This is a genomic window from Pseudomonas sp. 1 R 17, assembly GCF_900067035.1.
GTDB lineage: Bacteria > Pseudomonadota > Gammaproteobacteria > Pseudomonadales > Pseudomonadaceae > Aquipseudomonas > Aquipseudomonas marginalis.
In genome coordinates, this window is record NZ_FKLB01000058.1 from 84,620 (window position 1) to 103,480 (window position 18,861).

Genomic DNA, 18,861 nt, shown 5'->3' on the forward strand with positions numbered 1-18,861 from the left:
GGGGCGGTGCGACGATTCGACTTGCTCCCGATAGCGGTGGGTCAGCCAGCCCCTCTATCAACTGTGCCGCCGCCATCGAAGCCTCGCTGAAGCTCGACATCTCCCACAGGGGATCAGCGGTGCCCACGAGATCTACAACCGGGCAACTTCCCACCTGCCAACCGAGCTCAAATGTGGGAGGGGCGGTGCGACGATTCGACTTGCTCCCGATAGCGGTGGGTCAGCCAGCCCCTCTATCAACTGTGCCGCCGCCATCGAAGCCTCGCTAAAGCTCGACATCTCCCACAGGGGATCAGTGGTGCCCATGCGCTCTACGACCTGGCTGCTTCCAGCCTGTCACCAGTGTTCAATGCGACGTCCCTTCCGCAAACTCCACCTTATTGCCCACGTTGTACTTGCCCGACGGCTTATTCATGGGAATGCGCTTCACCTCCTCGAGCGTCTGGCTGTCATACACAATCAGCGCCCCCTCCGTGGCCCAGATGCTCAGCAACACATACCGCCCATCCCGGGTGAATTCCACATGGGCTGCCGTCTTGCCCGGCACTGGCCTCAGGGTGTGGGCGATCTCGAGGGTCTGCTTGTCGATCAGGTGAATCGCATCATTGTCCGGCCCGAAAAACACGTCGCTCCACACATAGCGCGAGTTCACATGGCTGCGCATGAAAAAGCCCGGCCCGAGGGTGGGAATCTGTTTGATCAGGCTCCAGGTCTTGAGGTCGATCACCGAGATTTGCCCCTTGCTGATATTCGGCGTGGCAAACACCCATTGCCCGTTGCGTTGCCAGTACGTCCCCGAACCCAGGTGCGGCATGCCGGACAGCGGGACGTCGGTGACCACGCGGCCGCTGTCCAGGTCGATCACCTGGCCGCCGCCGGCCTTGCGTGAGGTGGCGATCAGTTGCCGGTAGTCGGGCGAGAACGAGAAGTCGTCGAGCACGTCCTGGGCCTGGATGCGCCGGGGCTCGAAGCTGGGGCGGGCATCGGCATAGGACAATTCCCAGACTTCGTTCACGTCCTTGAGCGCGACGATAAAGCTGTTGCGCGGTGGTGCAGTGTACACCGCACTGACCCGTGAGCCCGTTTCCAGGGTCTTGACCAGCGACAGGTCGCGGGCATCCAGCAGCACCAGGTTGCCCGGCAGGTAGTTGCCCGCCAGCACCCAGCGCCCATCCTTGCTCACCGCCAGGTTGCGGGTGTTGAGGCCCACGCGGATCTCGGCGATCAGCTTGAGGTTGTGCAGGTCGTACTGGCTGATCCAGCCGTCCCGCGAGGCGAAGTACACAAAGCGTCCGTCCGGGGAGAATTTCGGCCCGCCGTGCACCGCGAAATGGGTGGGGAAACGGTCCAGCACGGCAAAGGTGTCGCCGTCGAGAATATCCATGTGATGGTCGCCGGATTCCACCACCACAAACAGGTTGAGCGGGTCGGCGTGATGCTGCGGCGTGCTCGGCAATTGGCGCAGGTCCGCCAGCACGCTGTGGCTGGTGCGGATGTCCTGCTCGTTCCAGGTCGCCGGTGAGTCAGGCGGCTGTTGCAGAAACTGCGCCAGCCCATCCATCTGCGCGGCGCTCAGTTGCGCACTGAACGCGGCCATCTGGCTGGCGGGCCGGCCGTGTTCGATGACCTTGCGCACTTCATCCGGCTTGATCCGCCCCAGGCTCTCCGGCAGCAGCGCCGGGCCGGTGGCGCCGATGCGATTAAGCCCGTGGCAGCTTTCGCAATACTGGCGGTAGTCCTGCGCGGGCGTAGCGTGCGCGGCCGTGGCCCACAGCAGCGGCACCAGCAGCAGGCGCTTCATACCGCCACCGCTTCACGGGCCGGTGCCAGGCTGGCGGGGAAGTGCAGGGCGGCGTCGGCAAACAGGTTGACGACGTGGCCGATCACCGTCAGCGTCGGTACGCCGGGTTCGCAGTCGGCGGCCAGGGTGGGCAACTGGCGCAGGGTGCCACGGGCCACCTGTTGATCGGCGCGCGCACCGTTGCTGATCAGGGCGGCCGGCGTATCTGCGGGCAAACCGGCCGCCACCAAATGCTCGGCGATCAGTGCCAGGTTCGACAGGCCCATGTAGAACACCAGGGTCTGGCTCGGCTCGGCCAGGCTGGCCCATGGCAGTTTCAACGCGCCGTCGCGTTGCAGGTGGCCGGTGACGAAGCGGCACGAATTGACCAGCTCGCGGTGGGTCAGCGGGATACCGGCATAGGCGCTGCAGCCGGAGGCGGCGGTGATGCCCGGCACCACCTGGCACGGGATACCGCGCGCGAGCAGGTACTCCAGCTCCTCGGCGCCGCGCCCGAAGATAAACGGGTCGCCGCCCTTGAGGCGCACCACCCGCTGGCCCTGGTCGGCCAACTCAGCCAGCAGTTCATTGAGTTGATCCTGGGGCAGGCTGTGACAGCCGCTGGCCTTGCCCACGTAGTGGCGGGCGCAGGTCAGTGGGATCAGCGCCAGCAATTCAGCGCTGATCAGCCGGTCGAACACCACGGCGTCGGCCTGCATCAACAGGCTCCAGGCGCGCAGGGTCAGCAGGCGCGGGTCACCGGGGCCGGCGCCCACCAACGCGACTTCGCCGGGGTGCAAGGGGCTGTGCAGACTGGCCGGCAGGCCAATTGAAGGTTGGGCAGTTGAAGTGTGCATGAGACGTCCTTGGTTCATCATCAGGTAGGCGGCCCCCGGTTGTGTCACCGGGTGGTCGAGCAAGGGATCAGGGTCGGCGGCTGGCAGGCGATCTCGGCGTCGCTGAAGTAGCAACCGGGGTCCGGGCCCCACAGGTCGCCATCGGCCCAGGCGCGGGTGCGGGTATTGCCGTTGCAGATCGCCAGCCAGCGGCACTCGGCGCAGCGTCCGCCAATGCTGCGCGGGTGTTCGCGCAGGCGTAGCAGCAACGGGTCGGGCTGCTCCAGCCAGAGTTGGCGGAAGGTGGTGTTGCGCACATTGCCCACCGATTGCTGCCACCAGTAGGTGTCCGGGTGCACCTCGCCGGTGTTGTCGATATTGGCGATGCCGCTGCCCGAGGCATTGCCGCCCCAGCCGTGCAGCAGGTGTTCAAGCTGCGGGTAGTGTTCGGGCAGGTGCTGGTGCACCCATTGCAGCAACAGCACGGCGTCGGCGTCGTTGTTGCCGCTGACGAAATCGCTGTCCACGCCGTGTTGAATATCGCTCCAGGCCTGCTGGAAGATCAGCGCCATGGCCTCGCGGCTCATCTGCCGGTGCGCATCCAGCTGGCGGCTGCGCTTGCCGCGCCCGCTGTAGTTGAGGTGCGACAGGTAGAACTTCTGCACGTCATAGGTGCGCATCAGCGCCAGCAACTGCGGGAGCTGCCCATGGTTGTCCTGGGTCAGGGTGGTGCGCAGGCCCACGCGAATCCCGGCTTCGCGGCACAGGCGGATGGCGTGCATGGAGCGCTGGAAACTGCCGTGCAGTTGGCGAAACGCATCGTGGGTCGCCTCCAGGCCGTCGATGCTGATGCCCACATAGTCGAAGCGCGCGTCGGCGATCTGCTGGATGTTGTGCTCATCGATCAGCGTGCCGTTGGTCGACAGCGCGACGAAAAAACCCTTGTCACGGGCATAGGCGCTCAGCTCGAAGAGGTCTTCGCGCAGCAGCGGCTCGCCCCCGGACAGGATCAACACGCGAACCCCGGCGTCGTGCAAATCGTCGATCACCCGCAATGCTGCCGGGGTGTCGAGTTCATCGCGAAACACGCTGTCGGCGCTGGTGGCGTAGCAGTGCTTGCAGGTGAGATTGCAGCGCCGCAGCAGGTTCCAGATCACCACCGGCGGCCGCTCTCTGCCAGGGGGCGAGGTGCGCGGCGGCGGGCATTGGCCGGCGAGGGTGCGCAGGTACTGACTGATTCGCAGCATGGGCTATTCCTTTGAGTGCGCCGGCGTCAGGCGCAGGCCGGTCTTTTTCAGGATGCGGCTGCTCACCAGCATCTCGTCGGCGTGGCAGGCATCCCCCAGCAGGAAACGCAGGTGCTCGCGGTAGCTGTCGATTTCTTCGCGGCTGCGGCCATGCACCATGGCGAACAGGTTGTAGGGCCAGTTCGGGCGCCGGGGGCGACGGTAGCAATGGCTGACAAACGGCTGGGCGCCGAGCAGTTCTCCCAGGCGCGGCAGGTGCACATCGGCCACGTCCCACACGGTCATGCCGTTATGCCGATAGCCCAGGCGGTAGTGGTTGGGCACGGCGGCGATACGCCGGATCGCGCCTTCGGCCTGCAGGCGCTTGAGCAGGTCGAGGGTCGATTCGACGCTGATGCCCAACTGCTCGGCGAGCCAGGCCCACGGGTCCTCCACCAGCGGCAGGCCGCTTTGGGTGAGGGCGACCAGCTGCAGGGCCAGGGTGTTGTCAGACCGGGAAATACAGACCGACATGGTAGGTGTGCTCCTTCGGCAGATTGAGCACCGCCAGCCCGGTGAGGGCCTCGATGTGCGATAGGGTGGCGGCCAACTCCTGCGCGGTGGCGCAGGCCAGCACGAACCACATGTTCCAGCGGTGTTCGCGGCGGTAGTTGTGGGCCACCTGGGGCAGGGCGTTGAGCTGCTCGGCGACCGCGTCAAAGCGCGCCTCGGGTACGGCGAGCGCCGCGAGGGTGAAAGCGCCGCCGAGACGCTCGATATCGAACATCGGGCCGAAGCGCGTGAGCACGCCGTCTTCGAGCAGGGCATACAAGCGGTCGAGCAGTTCACTCGGATGGCTGTGCAGTTCCTCTGCCACCTGTTGCCAGGTCTGGCGCACCAGCGGCAGGCCGTGTTGCAGGCGGTTGATCAATTGTCGATCCAGCTCATCCATGGGCCCATACCTGTGACGTCGGCGGCGCGAAACGCCCGCCGCATTGCTTGAAGGCGCGGGTGCTGAACAGCAGTTGGTGGGGCAGGTCGCTGAGCAGATGCTGCTCCAGCAACGCCTGGATCTGCGCCTCGACCACCGCGCGCTCGCGCCCGTGCACCATGCAGAACAGGTTGTAGCGCCACTGCGGCAGGCGTCGCGGGCGCTGGTAACACAGATTCACGCCGGGCGCGCGGCCCAGGCGCGCACCGACTTCATCGACCAGCGCATCCGGCACATCCAGCACCAGCATGGCGTTGGCCACATAGCCCAGGGCGCGGTGATTGAGCACCAGGCCGACACGACGGAACAGGCCCTGGTCGTGCCATTGCTGCATCTGTTGCAGCACCTGATCGTGGTGGGCACCAATCTGCTCGGCGAGCTCGTCGTAGGGCCGTGGCACGATGGGCAAACCGCGTTCCAGGCACTGGCGCAGATCGAGCATCTGCTCGTGGTTCAGTGGCGCGATCACGGCTGCTCTCCCAAACTACCCACCTCAAAAAAATCTCCCGTAGCAGCTGCCGAGCCTTGGCGAGGCTGCGTTTGCGGTGTGTCTGACCCACCGCTGACGCAGCCTCGCCAAGGCTCGGCAGCTGCTACGCGCGGGGCTTCTCCCGCTTCGAGGGGGAAACCGAGGTCGATGCGATAGGCGGTGAGCATCGGCAGGTCCAGGGGCGTGAGGCCGGTGTCTTGCTCCAGCTCATCGAGGATCTGCTGCAGGTGCTGGCGGTGGGGCCCGGTGAGCACGAACCATAGGTTGTAATGATGCTCGCGGGCGTAGTTGTGATTGACCTCCGGGTACTGGCTGACCCGCGCGGCCACCTGTTCCAGGCGCTCGATCGGCACCGCCAGGGCGGCCAGGGTGCTGGCGCCCGCGCGGGTGTGTTCGAACACCGGGCCGATGCGCGACAAGGCGCCGGCCAGTTCCAGGCGTTGCAGGCAGGCCATCACCTCGGCCGCGCTGCAACCCAGCACCTGGGCCATTTCGCGGTAGGGCTCGGCGCACAGCGGCATGCCGTGCTGGAAGCGTTCGATCAATTGCTGGCTGAGCGAATCAAGGTCCATTTCAATACCCCATTTTTTGCGCGCGCAGGCTGAAGAAAATCCCGCTGGGACTCTGGGCCGGCAGGCTTTTCAGCAGGGTCAGGCGGTACGGGTCCCACACTTGCAGCTGTTCGCCATCGCGCACCGACAGCCACAGTTGCTCGCCACGCCCGCTGAATTCCATGTGCAGCACACCGGGGCCGGGGCGCAGGTCGGCGACCACTTGGTGGGTTTCGGTGTCGAGTACCTGCACCCGGTCGTTGTCCGGGTAGGCGAAGTTGACCCACAACTGGCGCCCGTCGGGCCGCGCAGTGACAAAGATCGGCTGCCCGGCCACCGGGATCGCCGCCGTCTGCTGCCAGGTGCGCGCGTCCATCACCAGCACCTGGTGGCGTCCCACCGCCGGCACGAACGCCTGGTCATCGGCGACGGCCCAGCCCTCCAGGTGGGGCATCTTGTACACCGGCAGCTTGGCCTGGCCCCGGCCATAGTCCTTGAGCACGCGCACCACGCCGCGCTCCGGGTGCCACAGGTCGAGCTGGGCCATGCCGTCTTCACCGAACAGCCCGGCCATGTAGTAGCGGCCGTCGGCGGTGATCAGCGCGTCATAGGGTTGCTCGCCGACCTCCTTGAAGCGGGTGATGCGCGGCGGGTTGCCGTGGCTGAAGTCGGCGCTCCAGATCTCGCCGGTGTCGAACAGGCTGAACACGAAGCGCTGCCCGGGCGCATCCACCAGGCCGACCACCCGCGAGCGTTTGCCATCGGCCGGTGCGGTCGCGGGGATGTCGGCGATGAGGGTCAGGTCTTCTGCATCGAACACCTTGACCCCGCCCGGCACGTAATTGGATACGGCGATCAAGCGCCCATCCTGGCTGATGGCGCCGCCGATGCTGTTGCCGCCCTGGACGATGCGCCGCTCGATGCGTTGGCGCAGCAGGTCGATCTTGGTCAGGCCGCCATCGCGGGCAAACACGTAGGCATAGCGCTGGTCGCGGGAAAACACCGCCGAGGCGTGGGACAGGTCGCCCAGCCCCTCGATACGGGCCAGTTCGGTCATGCCGGTGCTCTCGATAATCTGCACGCTGCCACTGGCGCGTTCGATCACCAGGCCCAGGTCGCCGCTGCCGCGCAAGGCGGGTTGGGCGCAGGCACCCAGCAACAGGCACAGGGATAACAGGGTAGGACGCATCATGGTGGGGGGCTTCCTTGCAATAGGCGGTCGACCAGCCAGGCAATATCGCCGGCACTCAGCAGCGGGCCCCAACCGGGCATGGCGCGGGCAGGGCGGCCGTAGGTCACGGTGGCGATCAGGCTGTCGCGGCTGTGGTGGACCAGGGCTTGCGGTGTGAGGGCCGGACCCAGGCCGCCGGTGAGGTGCAGGCCATGGCAGGCCCCGCAATCCTGGGTCAACAGGTGTTCAAGGCGGGCAGCGTCCGGGGTGGCCGCTGCCCGCGCGGGAATCAGCAGGAGCAGCGCCATGGCCGTACCGATCATCGATGCTTGCATGGCGTGCTCCTTGTGCTTATTTCAAGGTCAGGACCCAATCGGCCAACACCTTGGCTTCATCATCGGTGACCTGGTTCGGCGGCATCGGCACCGGCCCCCAGTTGCCCTGGGTACCGTTCTTGATGTGGCTGGCCAGGGTGGTGGCTGCGTCTTTCACACCGGCATTCTTGGCGGCGACGTCCTTCAAGGCCGGCCCCACCAGTTTGCTGTCAATCATGTGGCAGCCCACACAGGGTTTGCTGTTGAACAACCCCGGCCCGTCTTGTGCCAACACCGGTTGCAGGCTGAGCGCAGCGGCGGATGCCAGCAGTGCGAGGAGAATATTTTTCATTCGGTGACCTCGTGTTGATGGGGCTCAATAAATGTCGTGTTGGGTGTTGTAGACGTTGAATTTTCCGGTCGGCGTGATCAGGCGCTTGTCGCGGATGACCTGCTTGAGCTTCAAGGTCTTGTCATCGATCACCACCAGCGCCGACTCTTCGGTCTGGCCGTTCCACACCGAGAACCACACCTCGTCACCGGCCTTGTTGTATTCCGGTTGCACCACCCGCAGCGCGCCTTGCTTGATGCCCGAATACTCGGCAATCGGCAGCACGGTGTAGCCCTTGTCCAGCTGGTTGATGTCGAACACCGCCACCGACTGGCTGAGCTTGGCGTCGGGGTTGAGGGTGGTGTCGACATACAGGTGATGGGAGTTGGGGTGGGTCTTGATAAACAGCGAACCGCCGCCCTGGCCCTTGAGGGATTCCACCTGCTTCCAGGCGTATTGCGGGTGCTTGACCGGGTCGGTGCCGATCACCGAAATACCGCCGTCGCCCAGGTGGCTGGTAGCCCACACCGGGCCGTATTTGGGGTGAATGAAGTTGGCGCCACGGCCAGGGTGCGGGGTCTTGCCGACCTCTACCAACGCGGTGAGCTTGCGCTCCTTGGAGTCGATCACCGCGACCTTGTTGGAGTTATTCGCGGCGGTCATGAAGTAGCGGTGGGTGCTGTCCCAGCCGCCGTCATGCAGGAACGGCGCGGCGTCGATGGTGGTGATGGTGAGGTTCTTGATGTCCTGGTAATTGACCAGCATCACCTTGCCGGTTTCCTTGATATTGACGATGAACTCCGGCCACTCGTGGGAGGCGATGATCGCCGCCACGCGGGGTTCGGGGTGGTATTCCTGCTTATCGACGGTCATGCCCCGGGTGGACACGATCTGCCTGGGCTCCAGGGTTTCGCCATCCATGATGGTGAACTGCGGCGGCCAGTAGGAGCCGGCAATCGCGTACTTGTCTTCATAGCCCTTGAACTTCGAAGTCTCCACCGAGCGCGCTTCGATACCCACCTTGATCTCGGCGACTTTGGTCGGCTCCAGGGGCCACAGGTCGATCATGTCGATCTTGGCATCGCGGCCGATCACCAGCAGGTAGCGGCCAGACGCGGAGATACGCGAGATATGCACGGCGTAACCGGTGTCGATCAGCTTGATGATCTGCTTGGTGTCACCGTCCACCAGGGCGATCTTGCCGTCGTCGCGCAGGGTGACCGAGAACAGGTTTTGCAGGTTGAGGGTGTTCAGTTGTTTTTTCGGCCGGTCTTCGGGCTTGACCAGCACTTTCCAGGTCTTGAGGGTTTCGGCCATGCCCCATTCAGGCGGGGTGGGCGCGGTGTGCTGGATGAAGGTGGCCATGCTGGTGATCTGCGCCTTGGTCAGCGCATTGGACGTGCCCCAGTTGGGCATGCCGGCCGGGGAACCGTAGGTGATCAGCGCTTCCAGATACGCCTGGCCACGGGCCTGGGTGATGTCCGGGGTCAGCGGCTTGCCGGTGGCGCCCTTGCGCAACACGCCGTGGCAGCCTGCGCAGCGTTCGAAGTAAATCTGCTTGGAGGCGTCGAACTCCGCCTGGCTCATATCCGGCGCGCCGGGGCTTTTCACCATCCCGGTCGGCGCATCGCCATGGGCGTTGATGGGCAATGCGAGGGCCAGGGCGCAGCTCAGGCTGGCAAGACTCAGGACCCAGGGTTTTCTGTTGCGAGTCAGCATTCCATATCTCCTCAGGCAAGACCTTTGCGATGCCCGGCGAAGGCGGGGTAGAGCGCAGGTTCTTAGTGCCAGGCAAGACTATGTTGCAGTGGCGCGATGCTCGCTTGACGGCGATCAAGTTTGCCGTTGTACGTGCTTGCCAGGTTGTCGCAGGGGCCCTTAGCGTGGGGGCCGAACCCGTTGCGAGTACGCGTAATGACCGAGCCCTTCTACCAACCGCAGGACAACGAACAGCAGCTGTTCGAACACGCCTGGCGCCACCACCTGCCGGTGCTGATCAAAGGCCCCACGGGCTGTGGCAAGACGCGCTTCGTGCAGCACATGGCGCACCGCCTGAACCTGCCGCTGTACACCGTGGCCTGCCACGACGACCTCAGCGCCGCCGACCTGCTCGGCCGCCACCTGATCGGCACCGACGGCACCTGGTGGCAGGACGGCCCACTGACCCGCGCCGTGCGCGAAGGCGGGATCTGCTACCTCGACGAAGTTGTCGAAGCACGCCAGGACACCGCCGTGGTGCTGCACCCGATTGCCGATGAACGCCGTGAACTGTTCCTGGAACGCACCGGCGAAGTGCTCAAGGCGCCGTCGTCGTTCATGCTGGTGGTGTCGTACAACCCCGGCTACCAGAACCTGCTCAAGGGCATGAAACCCAGCACCCGCCAGCGCTTCGTGGCGATGCGGTTTGCCTACCCGCCGGTGGCCGACGAAGAACGCATCGTCGCCCGCGAGGCCGGTGTGGATGTGGCGCTGGCCGCCCAGGTCGTGCGCCTGGGCCAGGCGTTGCGTCGGCTTGACCAGCATGACCTGGAGGAGGTGGCCTCCACCCGGCTGCTGATCTTCACCGCCCGCCTGATCGGCGCCGGCATGAGCCCACGCGAAGCCTGCCTGGCGTGCCTGGCCGAACCGCTGAGCGACGACCCGCAGACCGTCGCCGCGCTGATGGACGTGGTGGATGTGCACTTTGCCTGAACCGCGCCGGCTGCCAGGCGACCTGGCGATGTGGTTTTTTATCCTCGCCGAGCTGTCGGTGTTCGCGATTCTGATCCTCACGTTTGCCGTGACCCAGGTGCTCAAGCCCGAGCTGTTTGCCGCCGGGCGCGCACAGCTGGATACCTCGACCGGGTTGGCGATGACCTTGAGCCTGCTGACCGCAGGCTTGTTGGCAGCGTTGGCGGTGCAGCAGGTGCGATTGCAGCGCTGGCGACGCGGCGCCGGTTTGTTCGTCGCGGCGTTGTTGGTGGCGCTGGTGTATGTGGCGATCAAACTCACCGAGTACGCCCACCTGGGCGCTGCCGGACTGGGCCTGGAGCACAGCACGTTTTTTACCTTGTACTGGATACTCACGGGGTTTCATTTCCTGCATGTGCTACTGGGGATGGTGATTCTCGGGTGGCTGGCGCTGGGCTGCTGGTGCGGCGGGCTGTCAGTCGGCGGGCTGGAGTCCGGGGTGCTGTATTGGCACATGGTGGATCTGGTGTGGGTGGTGCTGTTTCCGTTGGTCTATGTGATTCACTGAGGTGGGTATGACGGATTCCCAGACGCTGATCCTGTGTTGGCTGATGTTGGTGGTGCTGAGCGTTGGCACTGTACTGACGGGGGCGTCCGGGTTGTGGTGGGGGGTGTTGTTGCTGGCGGTGGTCAAGGGGTGGGTGATTGTGGATGGGTTTATGGCGTTGCGGCGTGGGCCAGTGTTGTGGAGATTTTTGATGCTGGGGTGGGGGGTGGTTGTGGTCGCTTTACTGAGTACATATCCGTTATTTGCGTAGCGGCTGCTTACGAGGCTCGGTATGCCCTCACTCCAGATCAAAAGCCAAGCCGCGGCGGCCTTAGAGCCGACCGGTGTTGGGTCTGGTGTACTCGGTTAAAAATGTGGGAGGGGGCTTGCCCCCGATTGCAGTGGGTCAGTACCAAATCCATCAACTGACACTCCCTCATCGGGGGCAAGCCCCCTCCCACATTTGGATCTCCATCCAGCAGGCAGGCCTCAGCCTGCTTTTGCTCTGCTTTTGCTCTGGCTTTTGATCTTGATCCTGGGCGCCCCGTCAAACACGCTGGCCGAACGCAGGCTTGAATCCGTGGGTAACCCGGCAGGACGCCGGGTTAGCCGTCCTGGGCCAAGGATGGCCCATGACGGCGGCCCACGGATTCAAGCCGGAGTGAGGGCATGCCGAGCCTAGGCGAGGCACCGAGTGTTGGGGCAAGAGCCCTTTGGTTACTTTGGGGCTCTTTTCCAAAGTGACCCGCTGTAAGAGCGGAACCATAGGCCGCCGTTACCTAAATAACGGATATGTACCCAACCCAACCCCAAAAAAATACCCCACCAACACCATCAACAATTCTTGATCGCCATCAAGCAGTTTCCACCCCCCACCTCCCTATCATTCCCTGGCCAAGCCATGAGGAAGCGACCATGTCAGAGACCTTCACCAAGGGCATGGCCAGGAATATCTACTTCGGAGGAAGCGTGTTCTTCTTCCTGATTTTCCTGGCCCTGACCTACCACACCGAACAAACCTTTCCCGCCCGCAGCAACGTCGACCAACTCAGCGAATCCGTCGTTCGCGGCAAGGGCGTCTGGGAGCGCAACAACTGCGTCGGCTGCCACACCTTGCTGGGCGAGGGCGCTTATTTCGCGCCGGAGCTGGGCAATGTGTTCAAGCGCCGGGGCGGTGAAGAAGGGTTCAAGCCGTTCCTGCAAGCCTGGATGAAAATGCAGCCCCTGGGTGTACCGGGGCGGCGGGCCATGCCGCAATTCAATCTCAGTGACCAGGAGGTGGACGATATGGCCGAGTTCCTCAAATGGAGCTCGAAGATCAATACCAATAACTGGCCACCGAACAAGGAGGGCTGAGCCATGCGCAGTGCCAATCCATACTTGAAATTCCAATCCCAGGCCGTGGCCAAACCCTACTTTGTGTTCGCCCTGATCCTGTTTCTCGGTCAGGTGCTGTTCGGTTTGATCATGGGCCTGCAATACGTCATCGGCGACTTTCTGTTCCCGTTGATCCCCTTCAACGTGGCACGGATGGTCCACACCAACCTGCTGATCGTGTGGCTGCTGTTCGGCTTTATGGGCGCGGCTTACTACCTGATACCCGAGGAGGCCGAACGCGAGCTGCACAGCCCGAAACTGGCGATCATCCTGTTCTGGGTGTTCGCCGCCGCCGGGGTGTTGACCATCCTCGGCTACCTGCTGGTGCCGTATGCGGCGCTGGCCAGGCTGACCCACAACGAGCTGCTGCCGACCATGGGTCGTGAGTTCCTGGAGCAACCGACCATTACCAAAATGGGCATCGTCGTGGTGTGCCTGGGCTTTCTGTACAACATCGGCATGACCCTGCTCAAGGGCCGCAAGACCACCGTCAGCATGGTGATGATGACCGGGTTGATTGGTCTCGCGGTGTTCTTCCTGTTCTCTTTCTACAACCCCGGCAACCTGGCGCGTGACAAGTTCTACTGGTGGTGGGTGGTGCATCTGTGGGTCGAAGGCGTGTGGGAGCTGATCATGGGCTCGATGCTGGCCTTCGTGCTGATCAAGGTCACCGGCGTCGACCGCGAAGTGGTGGAGAAATGGCTTTACGTGATCATCGCCATGGCCTTGATCACCGGGATCATCGGCACCGGTCACCACTTTTTCTGGATCGGTGCGCCTGAGGTGTGGCTGTGGGTCGGTTCGATCTTCTCGGCCCTGGAGCCGCTGCCGTTCCTGGCGATGGTGATGTTCGCCTTCACCATGGTGAAGCAACGTCGGCGCCAGCACCCGAATCGCGCGGCGACGTTGTGGGCCAAGGGCACCACGGTCACGGCGTTCTTCGGCGCAGGCGTGTGGGGGTTCCTGCACACCCTGGCACCGGTCAACTTCTACACCCACGGCACCCAACTCACCGCCGCCCACGGGCACCTGGCGTTCTTCGGTGCCTACGCCATGATCGTGATGACCCTGATCAGCTACGCCATGCCCCGCCTGCGCGGTATCGGTGAAGCGCCGGACGCGCGTTCGCAGACCCTCGAAATCCGGGGCTTCTGGCTGATGGTGCTGTCGATGGTGATGATCACGCTGTTCCTCACCGCCGCCGGGGCCGTGCAGGTCTGGCTGCAACGCTGGCAGGTGGATGGGGTGGCCTTGCCGTTCATGGCCACGGTGGAGCATTTGCAGGGACTGTTCTGGGCGCGGTTGGTCAGTGGGGTGGTGTTCCTGCTCGGGCTGGTCTGCTACCTATGCAGCTTCCGGCAACGCGCCCGGATGGCTGGAGCACCGGTGCCGATCGTCTACTGAAGTAATGCGGTCCAAATGTGGCAGGGAGCTTGCTGTGGCGAGCGGGCTTGCTGTGGTGAGCGGGCTTGCCCCGCGCTGGGCTGCGCAGCAGCCCCCTGGAATCTGCGGTAAGCCCCCCTCCCACATTTGCACCGCAGTGTGCCCGTCGAATACCCATTAGTTGGAGCCCCTCCCATGGCCTTCACCCTTGAGCTGGAAGAATGGATCGGCAGTGCCTGGCACCGCTTTATCACCCGCCGCGCCAGCGCCGATTTCCCGGCGGCGCGGGTCGAGCTGGTCGACCGCCAGCGCAGCCTCGCCGTATTGTTTCGCGCCTTGGGCGGTGCCAGCGGGATCGCCCTCGAAGCCGCCAGCGAACGCGACCTGCTGCTGCGCCGCAACCTGTTGATGCGCATCGCCGGCACCTGCCGGCATGCGCCGCTGGCCTCCTGCGATGGCAACCGCCTGCGCCTGCCGTCGAGTCTGGCGGTGTACCCCACCGTCGCGTTGAACCGGGAGCTGTACCGCTGGCTGGCGCTGCTGGCCGCCCATGCAGGCCCCATGGCCCATTGGGCCCGGGACAACCAGCGCTGGACCTGGCTGCTGCTGCAACGCTACCCGGCGCTGTTGCCCAGTTACCAGCGCCTGGTGGACGCCCATATTACGCTGCGCCCCGACCCGGCCAGCCTGAGCCCCGCTGAAGCTGCCCTGGAAAAAGCCTTGCGCAAGGCCCTGCGCGAGCCCGGCAGCGTGCGCCATTTACCCCGCAGCGAACGTGCCGCCTGGCCGTTGCCCTTATGGCTTTACCCGCCGTTGCACCTGGACACGCCCCAGGCCCTCGACCTTGAAGACGACGGCGACGACCTCGCCACCCCGTCCGGGGAGCAGCAGGGCGCGCCCAAACGTGCCAGCCGTGTGGATGATCACAGCCGTGATGGCGGCCTGCTGGTGGTGCGCCTGGAAAACCTGTTCAGCTGGACCGAGCACGTCGACCTCGATCGCTGGGCCGACGACAGTGAGGACCCGGACGCCGCCCGCGTCGCCGAAGACCTCGACCAGTTGAGCCTGTCGCGCCAGCGCGTGCGCAAGAGTGGCGGCTTGAAGCTGCACCTCGACCTGCCTCCTGCCGAAGTGGATGACATCCCCCTCGGCGAGGGCATCAAGCTGCCCGAGTGGGATTACCGTCAACAATGCCTGCAACCCGGTTTCGTCAATCTGCAACGGATGCAGCCACGTGCCGATGCACCGCAACCGTTACCAGCCCGATTACTCGGCCCGGCCCAGCGCCTGCGCCGCCAGTTCCAGCAACTGCGCACCGACCGCCAATGGCTGCGCCAGCAACCCCAGGGCGCGGAGCTGGACCTGCAAGCCTGGGTGGATTTTTACGTGCAACGCCAACACGGCGCCTGCACCGAACGCGGCTTGTACCAGGAGCAACGTCACACCCGACGCGACCTGGCATGCCTGCTGCTGGCGGACCTGTCGATGTCCACCGACGCGCATTTGAACGACGAGCAAAAGGTCATCGACGTGATCCGCGACAGCCTGTTGCTGTTCGGCGAAAGCCTGGACGGGCTGGGGGATGCGTTTGCGTTGTATGGCTTCTCTTCCCTGCGCCGCCATCAGGTGCGCCTGCACCCGCTCAAGACCTTCGAGCAAGTCTATGACGACCGCACGCGCGGCTGCATCCAGGCCCTCAAGCCGGGGTACTACACGCGCATGGGCGCCGCGATTCGCCAGGCCACCCAGTTGCTGGGCGCGTGCAAACAGCGGCGCAAGTTGTTGTTGCTACTGACCGATGGCAAACCCAATGACCTGGATTTGTATGAGGGCCGCTACGGGGTCGAAGACACCCGCCAGGCAGTGGTCGAGGCGCGGCGCCAGGGCCTGATTCCGTTCTGCATCACCATCGACAGACAGGCCGGGGACTATTTGCCCTATATGTTCGGTGCCCATGGCTACACCCTGATCCGCCAGCCGGAGCAGCTGCCGCTGCGGTTGCCCCAGCTGTACCGGCAACTGACCGAGGGTCAGTAGAAGTCGCGCGGCAACCAGAAGAACATCGCGATGCAAAACAGCGTCAGGCTCAGGCAGAACCACTGGAAACGCCGCAAGCGAAGGGCCTGTATGCCGGCGTCCGAGGCGGGCAGGGCCATACCGCAATCCGTGCACTGCTGATGCTTGTCGGCATTGCGCTGCTGGCAGTACAGACAGGTTTTCACTCGAATTGCTCCAGGCGCAGCCGGTCCAGAATGGCGATCTGACGTCCGTCCTGGGTGATGATCTTTTCATCGATCAGGCGCCGGATAATCCGCGAAAAGGTTTCCGGCTGGATCGACAGATGCCCGGCAATCAACTGCTTGGCCATGGGCAGTTCGAAGGTGGCCTCGGTGCTGTGCAGGCGCATCAGTTGGGTCAGCAGGTAGCGCACCACGCGGTGGGTGGCGTTTTTCAGCGACAGGGTCTCGATCTCGTTGACCCGCTGGTGCAGGCGCACGCACAACGTGCCGAGCAGGGCGAAGGTCAGGCGGCTGTTGCTGTGCAGCAGGCGCATGTAGGTGGCGTTGGACAAACGGTACAATTGGGTGGGGCACACCGCTTCGGCGCAGGCCACGTAGTTGGGGGTGTCCATCAGCATCATGGCCTCGGCGAAGGTCTGGCGCTCGCCGATCACTTCGAAGACCTTCTCCTGGCCGTCGGGGGTCAAACGGTAGATCTTCACCGCACCGGCAATCACGAAGTAAAACGCATCGGCCGGTTCGCCCTGGCGGAACAGCGGCTCGCCTTTGTCGATACTCAGCAACTGGCTGTTGCCCATCAGCTCGTTGAGTTCTTCGTCGTTCAGCGGTTCGAACAGGTGATGGCTGCGCAGGATCTGGTGGTGCACGCGATGCAGCACCATGCCCGGTTCCTTGAACAGCAGCGGCGCGTTCACACCAGCACCAGCGAAAGCCCGCTGGCGGCGGCCAGCATGGAGCCGAGGATCACAAACCAGGCGAGGGGGACATAGGCGTTTTTCATCATGGCTCCAAAGCATGCTAAAGGTGTTGTAGGAGCGAGCTTGCTCGCGAAAAACCCACAGACACCGCGTTTAATCAGGATGCCCGCGTCATCGTTAACGTTCTTCGCGAGCAAGCTCGCTCCTACAGTGAGCGCAAGCGTAAGCGTTGAAGTGGGTTTGCGACTTGATCTACGACAAGGGCAACGCGCAGGTATCGGCGCAAGATTGCCGCAGTCCTGAAGGGAGACCGTGTCATGCAAGTGCTCGATCGGCGCAAGGCCATGTCGATTACCCCGTTGTTTCGCCTGGCCTTCCGGCCATTCTTCCTCGGCGCCTGTGTGTTGGCGGCGCTGGCAATCCCCCTGTGGCTGCTGGCCCTGGGCGGTCACCTCGGCAGCTGGCAGCCGGCGGGCGGCTGGCTGGCCTGGCATCGCCATGAGCTGCTGTTCGGCTTTGGCCTGGCGATTATCGCCGGGTTCCTGCTCACGGCAGTGCAGACCTGGACCGGCCGTCCGGGCATCAGCGGCAACGCCCTGGCGCTGCTTGCCGGCGTGTGGCTGGCGGCGCGCCTGGGGTGGTTGTTCAACCTGCACTGGCCGCTGTTGGCGGTGCTGGAGCTGACCTTTCCCCTGGCTGTCGCCGCAGTGATGGGCTGGACCCTCTGGCAGGTAAGACAGAAGCGTAATTACCCGATTGTGCTGGTGCTGGCGCTGTTGACCGTGGCCGATGCGCTGTCGCTGTATGGCTTGCTGCGCAATGACCCCGGCCTGCAACGCCAGGCGGTGCTCACAGGCCTGTGGCTGGTGGCGGCGATGATGGGCCTGATCGGCGGACGGGTGATTCCGTTTTTCACCCAGCGCGGTTTGGGCCGGGTCGAAGCGGTCAAACCCTGGGTGTGGCTGGACCTTATATTGCTTGGCGGCTCGCTGCTGATCGCCGTGCTGTATGCCGCAGGGCCTGCATTGGGCGCCAACCTGTGGATCGGCCTGCTGTTCGCCGCCCTCGGGTTGGGGCACCTGGTCCGCCTGGTCCGCTGGCATGATCGCGGCCTGTGGCGCGTGCCGTTGCTGTGGTCATTGCACCTGGCGTATGCCTGGCTGGCCGTGGCCTGCCTGGGCATGGCGCTGTGGCACTGCGGTGCGCCGCTCAATCCCAGCCTGGCCGTGCATGCATTGACCATCGGCGCCATGGCCGGGCTGATCCTGGCCATGATCGCCCGCGTCAGCCTGGGCCACACCGGCCGCCCGTTGCAGCCGCCGGTCGGGATGACCCTGGCCTTTGGGCTGCTGAACCTGGCGTGTGTGTGCCGGGTGGTGCTGGTCCTGCTGTTGCCGATGGCCGCGTTGTGGCTGGCGGGTGTGTGCTGGACCCTCGGGCTCGGCCTGTACCTGTGGCGGTATGGCCCGATGCTGTGGCAGGCGCGGGTCGATGGGCATCCAGGCTAGGGGGACGTCATGCTCTATTCCACCTTGTTGATCGTGCATTTGCTGGCGGCGATTGCGTTTATCGGCACGCTGTTTTTCGAAGTAGTGATCTGGCACAGCGCCCGTGAGGAATTGGCCTGGTCGGCGCAGTTCACCTCCGACCACGCCATTGCACGGCGTTCGCGCCAGGTACTGCACGGCGTGGTGGTGTTGCTGTACGGCGCCGGCATCGGCCTGGCCTGGCACTATCGCGGGCTGTTGGCGGTGCCCTGGGCCAGCCATTTCGGGGCGTTGCTGAGCCTGAAAATTTTGCTGGCCCTGAGCATCATCGGCCATTACCTGTGGCTGGCGTACCTGCTGGGCCATCAGCGCTTGAGCCCGAGGCGTGCGACGTGGATTCGTCGCAGCATCCTGGGGCATATGGTCGTGATCGTGATCGTGGCCAAGCTGATGTTGCGTTGATCAGGCAGGCGGACTGAGCGCCCTGGTAAACAACACGTCGTTCTCCAGGCGGATGTGGTCGCGCGGGTGTTGCTGCGGTAATGGAGTGAGATCCAGAGCAGACTAGTATCTACCTGACTGTATGGAGATCAAATGTGGGAGGGGGCTTGCCCCCGATGGCGGCCTGACAGCCGACCAGGATGTTGGATCAGGCCGAGTACATATCCGTTGCTACGGTAACGGCCACCTATGGTTCCGCTCTTACAGCGGCTCACTTTTGGAGGGACCCAAAAGTAAGCAAAAGGTCCTCGCCCCAACACTCGGCACC

21 protein-coding genes and 1 pseudogene are annotated in these 18,861 nt (G+C 64.2%); 8 read left to right on the top strand and 14 right to left on the bottom strand.

Translation table 11 applies throughout. The features are described from left to right. Nucleotides 1–346 precede the first annotated feature (346 nt). The 11 genes and pseudogenes from BFP99_RS21350 to nirS all read right to left on the bottom strand — a co-directional run bounded on the left by BFP99_RS21350 (nucleotide 347) and on the right by nirS (nucleotide 9,304). Nucleotides 347–1,801 (bottom strand): nitrite reductase, encoded by a 1,455-nt coding sequence (locus BFP99_RS21350; RefSeq protein ID WP_065948122.1) that lies wholly within the window; start codon nucleotides 1,799–1,801, stop codon nucleotides 347–349. Further along, nucleotides 1,798–2,637, bottom strand: coding sequence for a uroporphyrinogen-III C-methyltransferase (gene cobA / locus BFP99_RS21355; RefSeq protein ID WP_065948123.1), 840 nt, complete (start codon nucleotides 2,635–2,637; stop codon nucleotides 1,798–1,800). The genes BFP99_RS21350 and cobA overlap by 4 nt, the downstream gene beginning before the upstream one ends. Before the next feature lie 44 nt (nucleotides 2,638–2,681). After that, on the bottom strand, nucleotides 2,682–3,863 hold the full coding sequence (nirJ, locus tag BFP99_RS21360) for a heme d1 biosynthesis radical SAM protein NirJ (protein WP_065948124.1): 1,182 nt from the start codon (nucleotides 3,861–3,863) through the stop codon (nucleotides 2,682–2,684). A gap of 3 nt (nucleotides 3,864–3,866) precedes the next feature. Then, nucleotides 3,867–4,376 carry a siroheme decarboxylase subunit beta gene (locus BFP99_RS21365; RefSeq protein ID WP_065948125.1) on the bottom strand — a complete coding sequence of 170 codons (510 nt, stop codon included), beginning with the start codon at nucleotides 4,374–4,376 and terminating at the stop codon, nucleotides 3,867–3,869. Beyond that, complete coding sequence (locus BFP99_RS21370; RefSeq protein WP_065924629.1) at nucleotides 4,351–4,794, bottom strand: Lrp/AsnC family transcriptional regulator; 444 nt, start codon at nucleotides 4,792–4,794, stop codon at nucleotides 4,351–4,353. The genes BFP99_RS21365 and BFP99_RS21370 overlap by 26 nt, the downstream gene beginning before the upstream one ends. Then, nucleotides 4,787–5,302 carry a siroheme decarboxylase subunit beta gene (locus BFP99_RS21375; RefSeq protein ID WP_065924630.1) on the bottom strand — a complete coding sequence of 172 codons (516 nt, stop codon included), beginning with the start codon at nucleotides 5,300–5,302 and terminating at the stop codon, nucleotides 4,787–4,789. Before BFP99_RS21375 ends, BFP99_RS21370 begins: the two co-directional genes overlap by 8 nt. A 143-nt stretch (nucleotides 5,303–5,445) precedes the next feature. Next, a pseudogene (locus BFP99_RS21380) lies at nucleotides 5,446–5,895 on the bottom strand (Lrp/AsnC family transcriptional regulator); the annotation flags it as partial. 1 nt (nucleotide 5,896) lies between these two features. Then, nucleotides 5,897–7,066 (bottom strand): cytochrome D1 domain-containing protein, encoded by a 1,170-nt coding sequence (locus BFP99_RS21385; protein WP_065948126.1) that lies wholly within the window; start codon nucleotides 7,064–7,066, stop codon nucleotides 5,897–5,899. Continuing rightward, on the bottom strand, nucleotides 7,063–7,380 hold the full coding sequence (locus BFP99_RS21390; RefSeq protein WP_176718737.1) for a c-type cytochrome: 318 nt from the start codon (nucleotides 7,378–7,380) through the stop codon (nucleotides 7,063–7,065). The genes BFP99_RS21385 and BFP99_RS21390 overlap by 4 nt, the downstream gene beginning before the upstream one ends. Before the next feature lie 16 nt (nucleotides 7,381–7,396). After that, nucleotides 7,397–7,711, bottom strand: a complete 315-nt coding sequence (locus BFP99_RS21395; protein WP_065948127.1) for a c-type cytochrome — start codon at nucleotides 7,709–7,711, stop codon at nucleotides 7,397–7,399. Nucleotides 7,712–7,735: 24 nt separating this feature from the next. Further along, the gene (gene nirS / locus BFP99_RS21400) at nucleotides 7,736–9,304 is read right to left on the bottom strand and encodes a nitrite reductase (RefSeq protein ID WP_235865625.1); all 1,569 of its coding nucleotides are present in this window, start codon (nucleotides 9,302–9,304) and stop codon (nucleotides 7,736–7,738) included. 300 nt (nucleotides 9,305–9,604) lie between these two features. On the opposite strand from nirS, the gene BFP99_RS21405 reads away from it, so the two are divergent. From BFP99_RS21405 to BFP99_RS21430, 6 genes are all read left to right on the top strand, one after another. Beyond that, nucleotides 9,605–10,381 carry a CbbQ/NirQ/NorQ/GpvN family protein gene (locus tag BFP99_RS21405; RefSeq protein WP_065948128.1) on the top strand — a complete coding sequence of 259 codons (777 nt, stop codon included), beginning with the start codon at nucleotides 9,605–9,607 and terminating at the stop codon, nucleotides 10,379–10,381. Then, nucleotides 10,365–10,928: a cytochrome c oxidase subunit 3 gene (locus tag BFP99_RS21410; RefSeq protein WP_065948129.1), complete on the top strand. Its 564-nt coding sequence runs from the start codon at nucleotides 10,365–10,367 to the stop codon at nucleotides 10,926–10,928. Before BFP99_RS21405 ends, BFP99_RS21410 begins: the two co-directional genes overlap by 17 nt. Before the next feature lie 7 nt (nucleotides 10,929–10,935). Further along, a complete protein-coding gene (locus BFP99_RS21415; protein WP_065948130.1) occupies nucleotides 10,936–11,178 on the top strand; it encodes a cytochrome C oxidase subunit IV family protein in 243 nt (80 codons plus the stop codon). A gap of 644 nt (nucleotides 11,179–11,822) precedes the next feature. After that, complete coding sequence (locus BFP99_RS21420; protein WP_065924637.1) at nucleotides 11,823–12,263, top strand: c-type cytochrome; 441 nt, start codon at nucleotides 11,823–11,825, stop codon at nucleotides 12,261–12,263. A 3-nt stretch (nucleotides 12,264–12,266) separates the two neighbouring features. Further along, nucleotides 12,267–13,688 carry a cbb3-type cytochrome c oxidase subunit I gene (locus tag BFP99_RS21425; protein WP_065948131.1) on the top strand — a complete coding sequence of 474 codons (1,422 nt, stop codon included), beginning with the start codon at nucleotides 12,267–12,269 and terminating at the stop codon, nucleotides 13,686–13,688. Between the two features lie 174 nt (nucleotides 13,689–13,862). Continuing rightward, nucleotides 13,863–15,704 carry a nitric oxide reductase activation protein NorD gene (locus BFP99_RS21430; protein ID WP_065948132.1) on the top strand — a complete coding sequence of 614 codons (1,842 nt, stop codon included), beginning with the start codon at nucleotides 13,863–13,865 and terminating at the stop codon, nucleotides 15,702–15,704. Here the strand turns inward: BFP99_RS21430 and BFP99_RS21435 are convergent. Genes BFP99_RS21435 through BFP99_RS32970 form a run of 3 tightly spaced genes read right to left on the bottom strand, consistent with a single transcriptional unit; the run spans nucleotide 15,698 to nucleotide 16,802 of the window. Next, on the bottom strand, nucleotides 15,698–15,889 hold the full coding sequence (locus tag BFP99_RS21435) for a protein DnrP (protein WP_065924640.1): 192 nt from the start codon (nucleotides 15,887–15,889) through the stop codon (nucleotides 15,698–15,700). The two genes, BFP99_RS21430 and BFP99_RS21435, sit on opposite strands and share 7 nt — an antisense overlap. After that, nucleotides 15,886–16,569 (bottom strand): Crp/Fnr family transcriptional regulator, encoded by a 684-nt coding sequence (locus tag BFP99_RS21440; protein WP_065948311.1) that lies wholly within the window; start codon nucleotides 16,567–16,569, stop codon nucleotides 15,886–15,888. The genes BFP99_RS21435 and BFP99_RS21440 overlap by 4 nt, the downstream gene beginning before the upstream one ends. Nucleotides 16,570–16,598: 29 nt before the next feature. Continuing rightward, nucleotides 16,599–16,802, bottom strand: a complete 204-nt coding sequence (locus BFP99_RS32970; protein WP_137212229.1) for a hypothetical protein — start codon at nucleotides 16,800–16,802, stop codon at nucleotides 16,599–16,601. Nucleotides 16,803–16,922: 120 nt separating this feature from the next. On the opposite strand from BFP99_RS32970, the gene BFP99_RS21445 reads away from it, so the two are divergent. After that, entirely contained in the window at nucleotides 16,923–18,113 is a 1,191-nt protein-coding gene (locus BFP99_RS21445) for an NnrS family protein (RefSeq protein WP_065948133.1), read from the top strand. A 9-nt stretch (nucleotides 18,114–18,122) separates the two neighbouring features. Then, the gene (locus BFP99_RS21450) at nucleotides 18,123–18,554 is read left to right on the top strand and encodes a hypothetical protein (RefSeq protein ID WP_065924642.1); all 432 of its coding nucleotides are present in this window, start codon (nucleotides 18,123–18,125) and stop codon (nucleotides 18,552–18,554) included. Nucleotides 18,555–18,861 lie beyond the last annotated feature (307 nt).

Excerpts from the sequence above, each read along its gene's own strand:
- BFP99_RS21410 (WP_065948129.1), top strand. The coding sequence starts at position 10,365 with ATGTGCACTTTGCCTGAACCGCGCCGGCTGCCAGGCGACCTGGCGATG.
- BFP99_RS21365 (WP_065948125.1), bottom strand. The coding sequence starts at position 4,376 with ATGTCGGTCTGTATTTCCCGGTCTGACAACACCCTGGCCCTGCAGCTG.
- cobA (WP_065948123.1), bottom strand. The coding sequence starts at position 2,637 with ATGCACACTTCAACTGCCCAACCTTCAATTGGCCTGCCGGCCAGTCTG.
- BFP99_RS21405 (WP_065948128.1), top strand. The coding sequence starts at position 9,605 with ATGACCGAGCCCTTCTACCAACCGCAGGACAACGAACAGCAGCTGTTC.
- BFP99_RS21420 (WP_065924637.1), top strand. The coding sequence starts at position 11,823 with ATGTCAGAGACCTTCACCAAGGGCATGGCCAGGAATATCTACTTCGGA.
- BFP99_RS21370 (WP_065924629.1), bottom strand. The coding sequence starts at position 4,794 with ATGGATGAGCTGGATCGACAATTGATCAACCGCCTGCAACACGGCCTG.
- nirS (WP_235865625.1), bottom strand. The coding sequence starts at position 9,304 with ATGGTGAAAAGCCCCGGCGCGCCGGATATGAGCCAGGCGGAGTTCGAC.
- BFP99_RS21450 (WP_065924642.1), top strand. The coding sequence starts at position 18,123 with ATGCTCTATTCCACCTTGTTGATCGTGCATTTGCTGGCGGCGATTGCG.
- BFP99_RS21415 (WP_065948130.1), top strand. The coding sequence starts at position 10,936 with ATGACGGATTCCCAGACGCTGATCCTGTGTTGGCTGATGTTGGTGGTG.
- BFP99_RS21440 (WP_065948311.1), bottom strand. The coding sequence starts at position 16,569 with ATGGTGCTGCATCGCGTGCACCACCAGATCCTGCGCAGCCATCACCTG.
- BFP99_RS21430 (WP_065948132.1), top strand. The coding sequence starts at position 13,863 with ATGGCCTTCACCCTTGAGCTGGAAGAATGGATCGGCAGTGCCTGGCAC.
- BFP99_RS21390 (WP_176718737.1), bottom strand. The coding sequence starts at position 7,380 with ATGCAAGCATCGATGATCGGTACGGCCATGGCGCTGCTCCTGCTGATT.
- BFP99_RS21395 (WP_065948127.1), bottom strand. The coding sequence starts at position 7,711 with ATGAAAAATATTCTCCTCGCACTGCTGGCATCCGCCGCTGCGCTCAGC.
- nirJ (WP_065948124.1), bottom strand. The coding sequence starts at position 3,863 with ATGCTGCGAATCAGTCAGTACCTGCGCACCCTCGCCGGCCAATGCCCG.
- BFP99_RS21385 (WP_065948126.1), bottom strand. The coding sequence starts at position 7,066 with ATGATGCGTCCTACCCTGTTATCCCTGTGCCTGTTGCTGGGTGCCTGC.
- BFP99_RS21425 (WP_065948131.1), top strand. The coding sequence starts at position 12,267 with ATGCGCAGTGCCAATCCATACTTGAAATTCCAATCCCAGGCCGTGGCC.
- BFP99_RS21445 (WP_065948133.1), top strand. The coding sequence starts at position 16,923 with ATGCAAGTGCTCGATCGGCGCAAGGCCATGTCGATTACCCCGTTGTTT.
- BFP99_RS21350 (WP_065948122.1), bottom strand. The coding sequence starts at position 1,801 with ATGAAGCGCCTGCTGCTGGTGCCGCTGCTGTGGGCCACGGCCGCGCAC.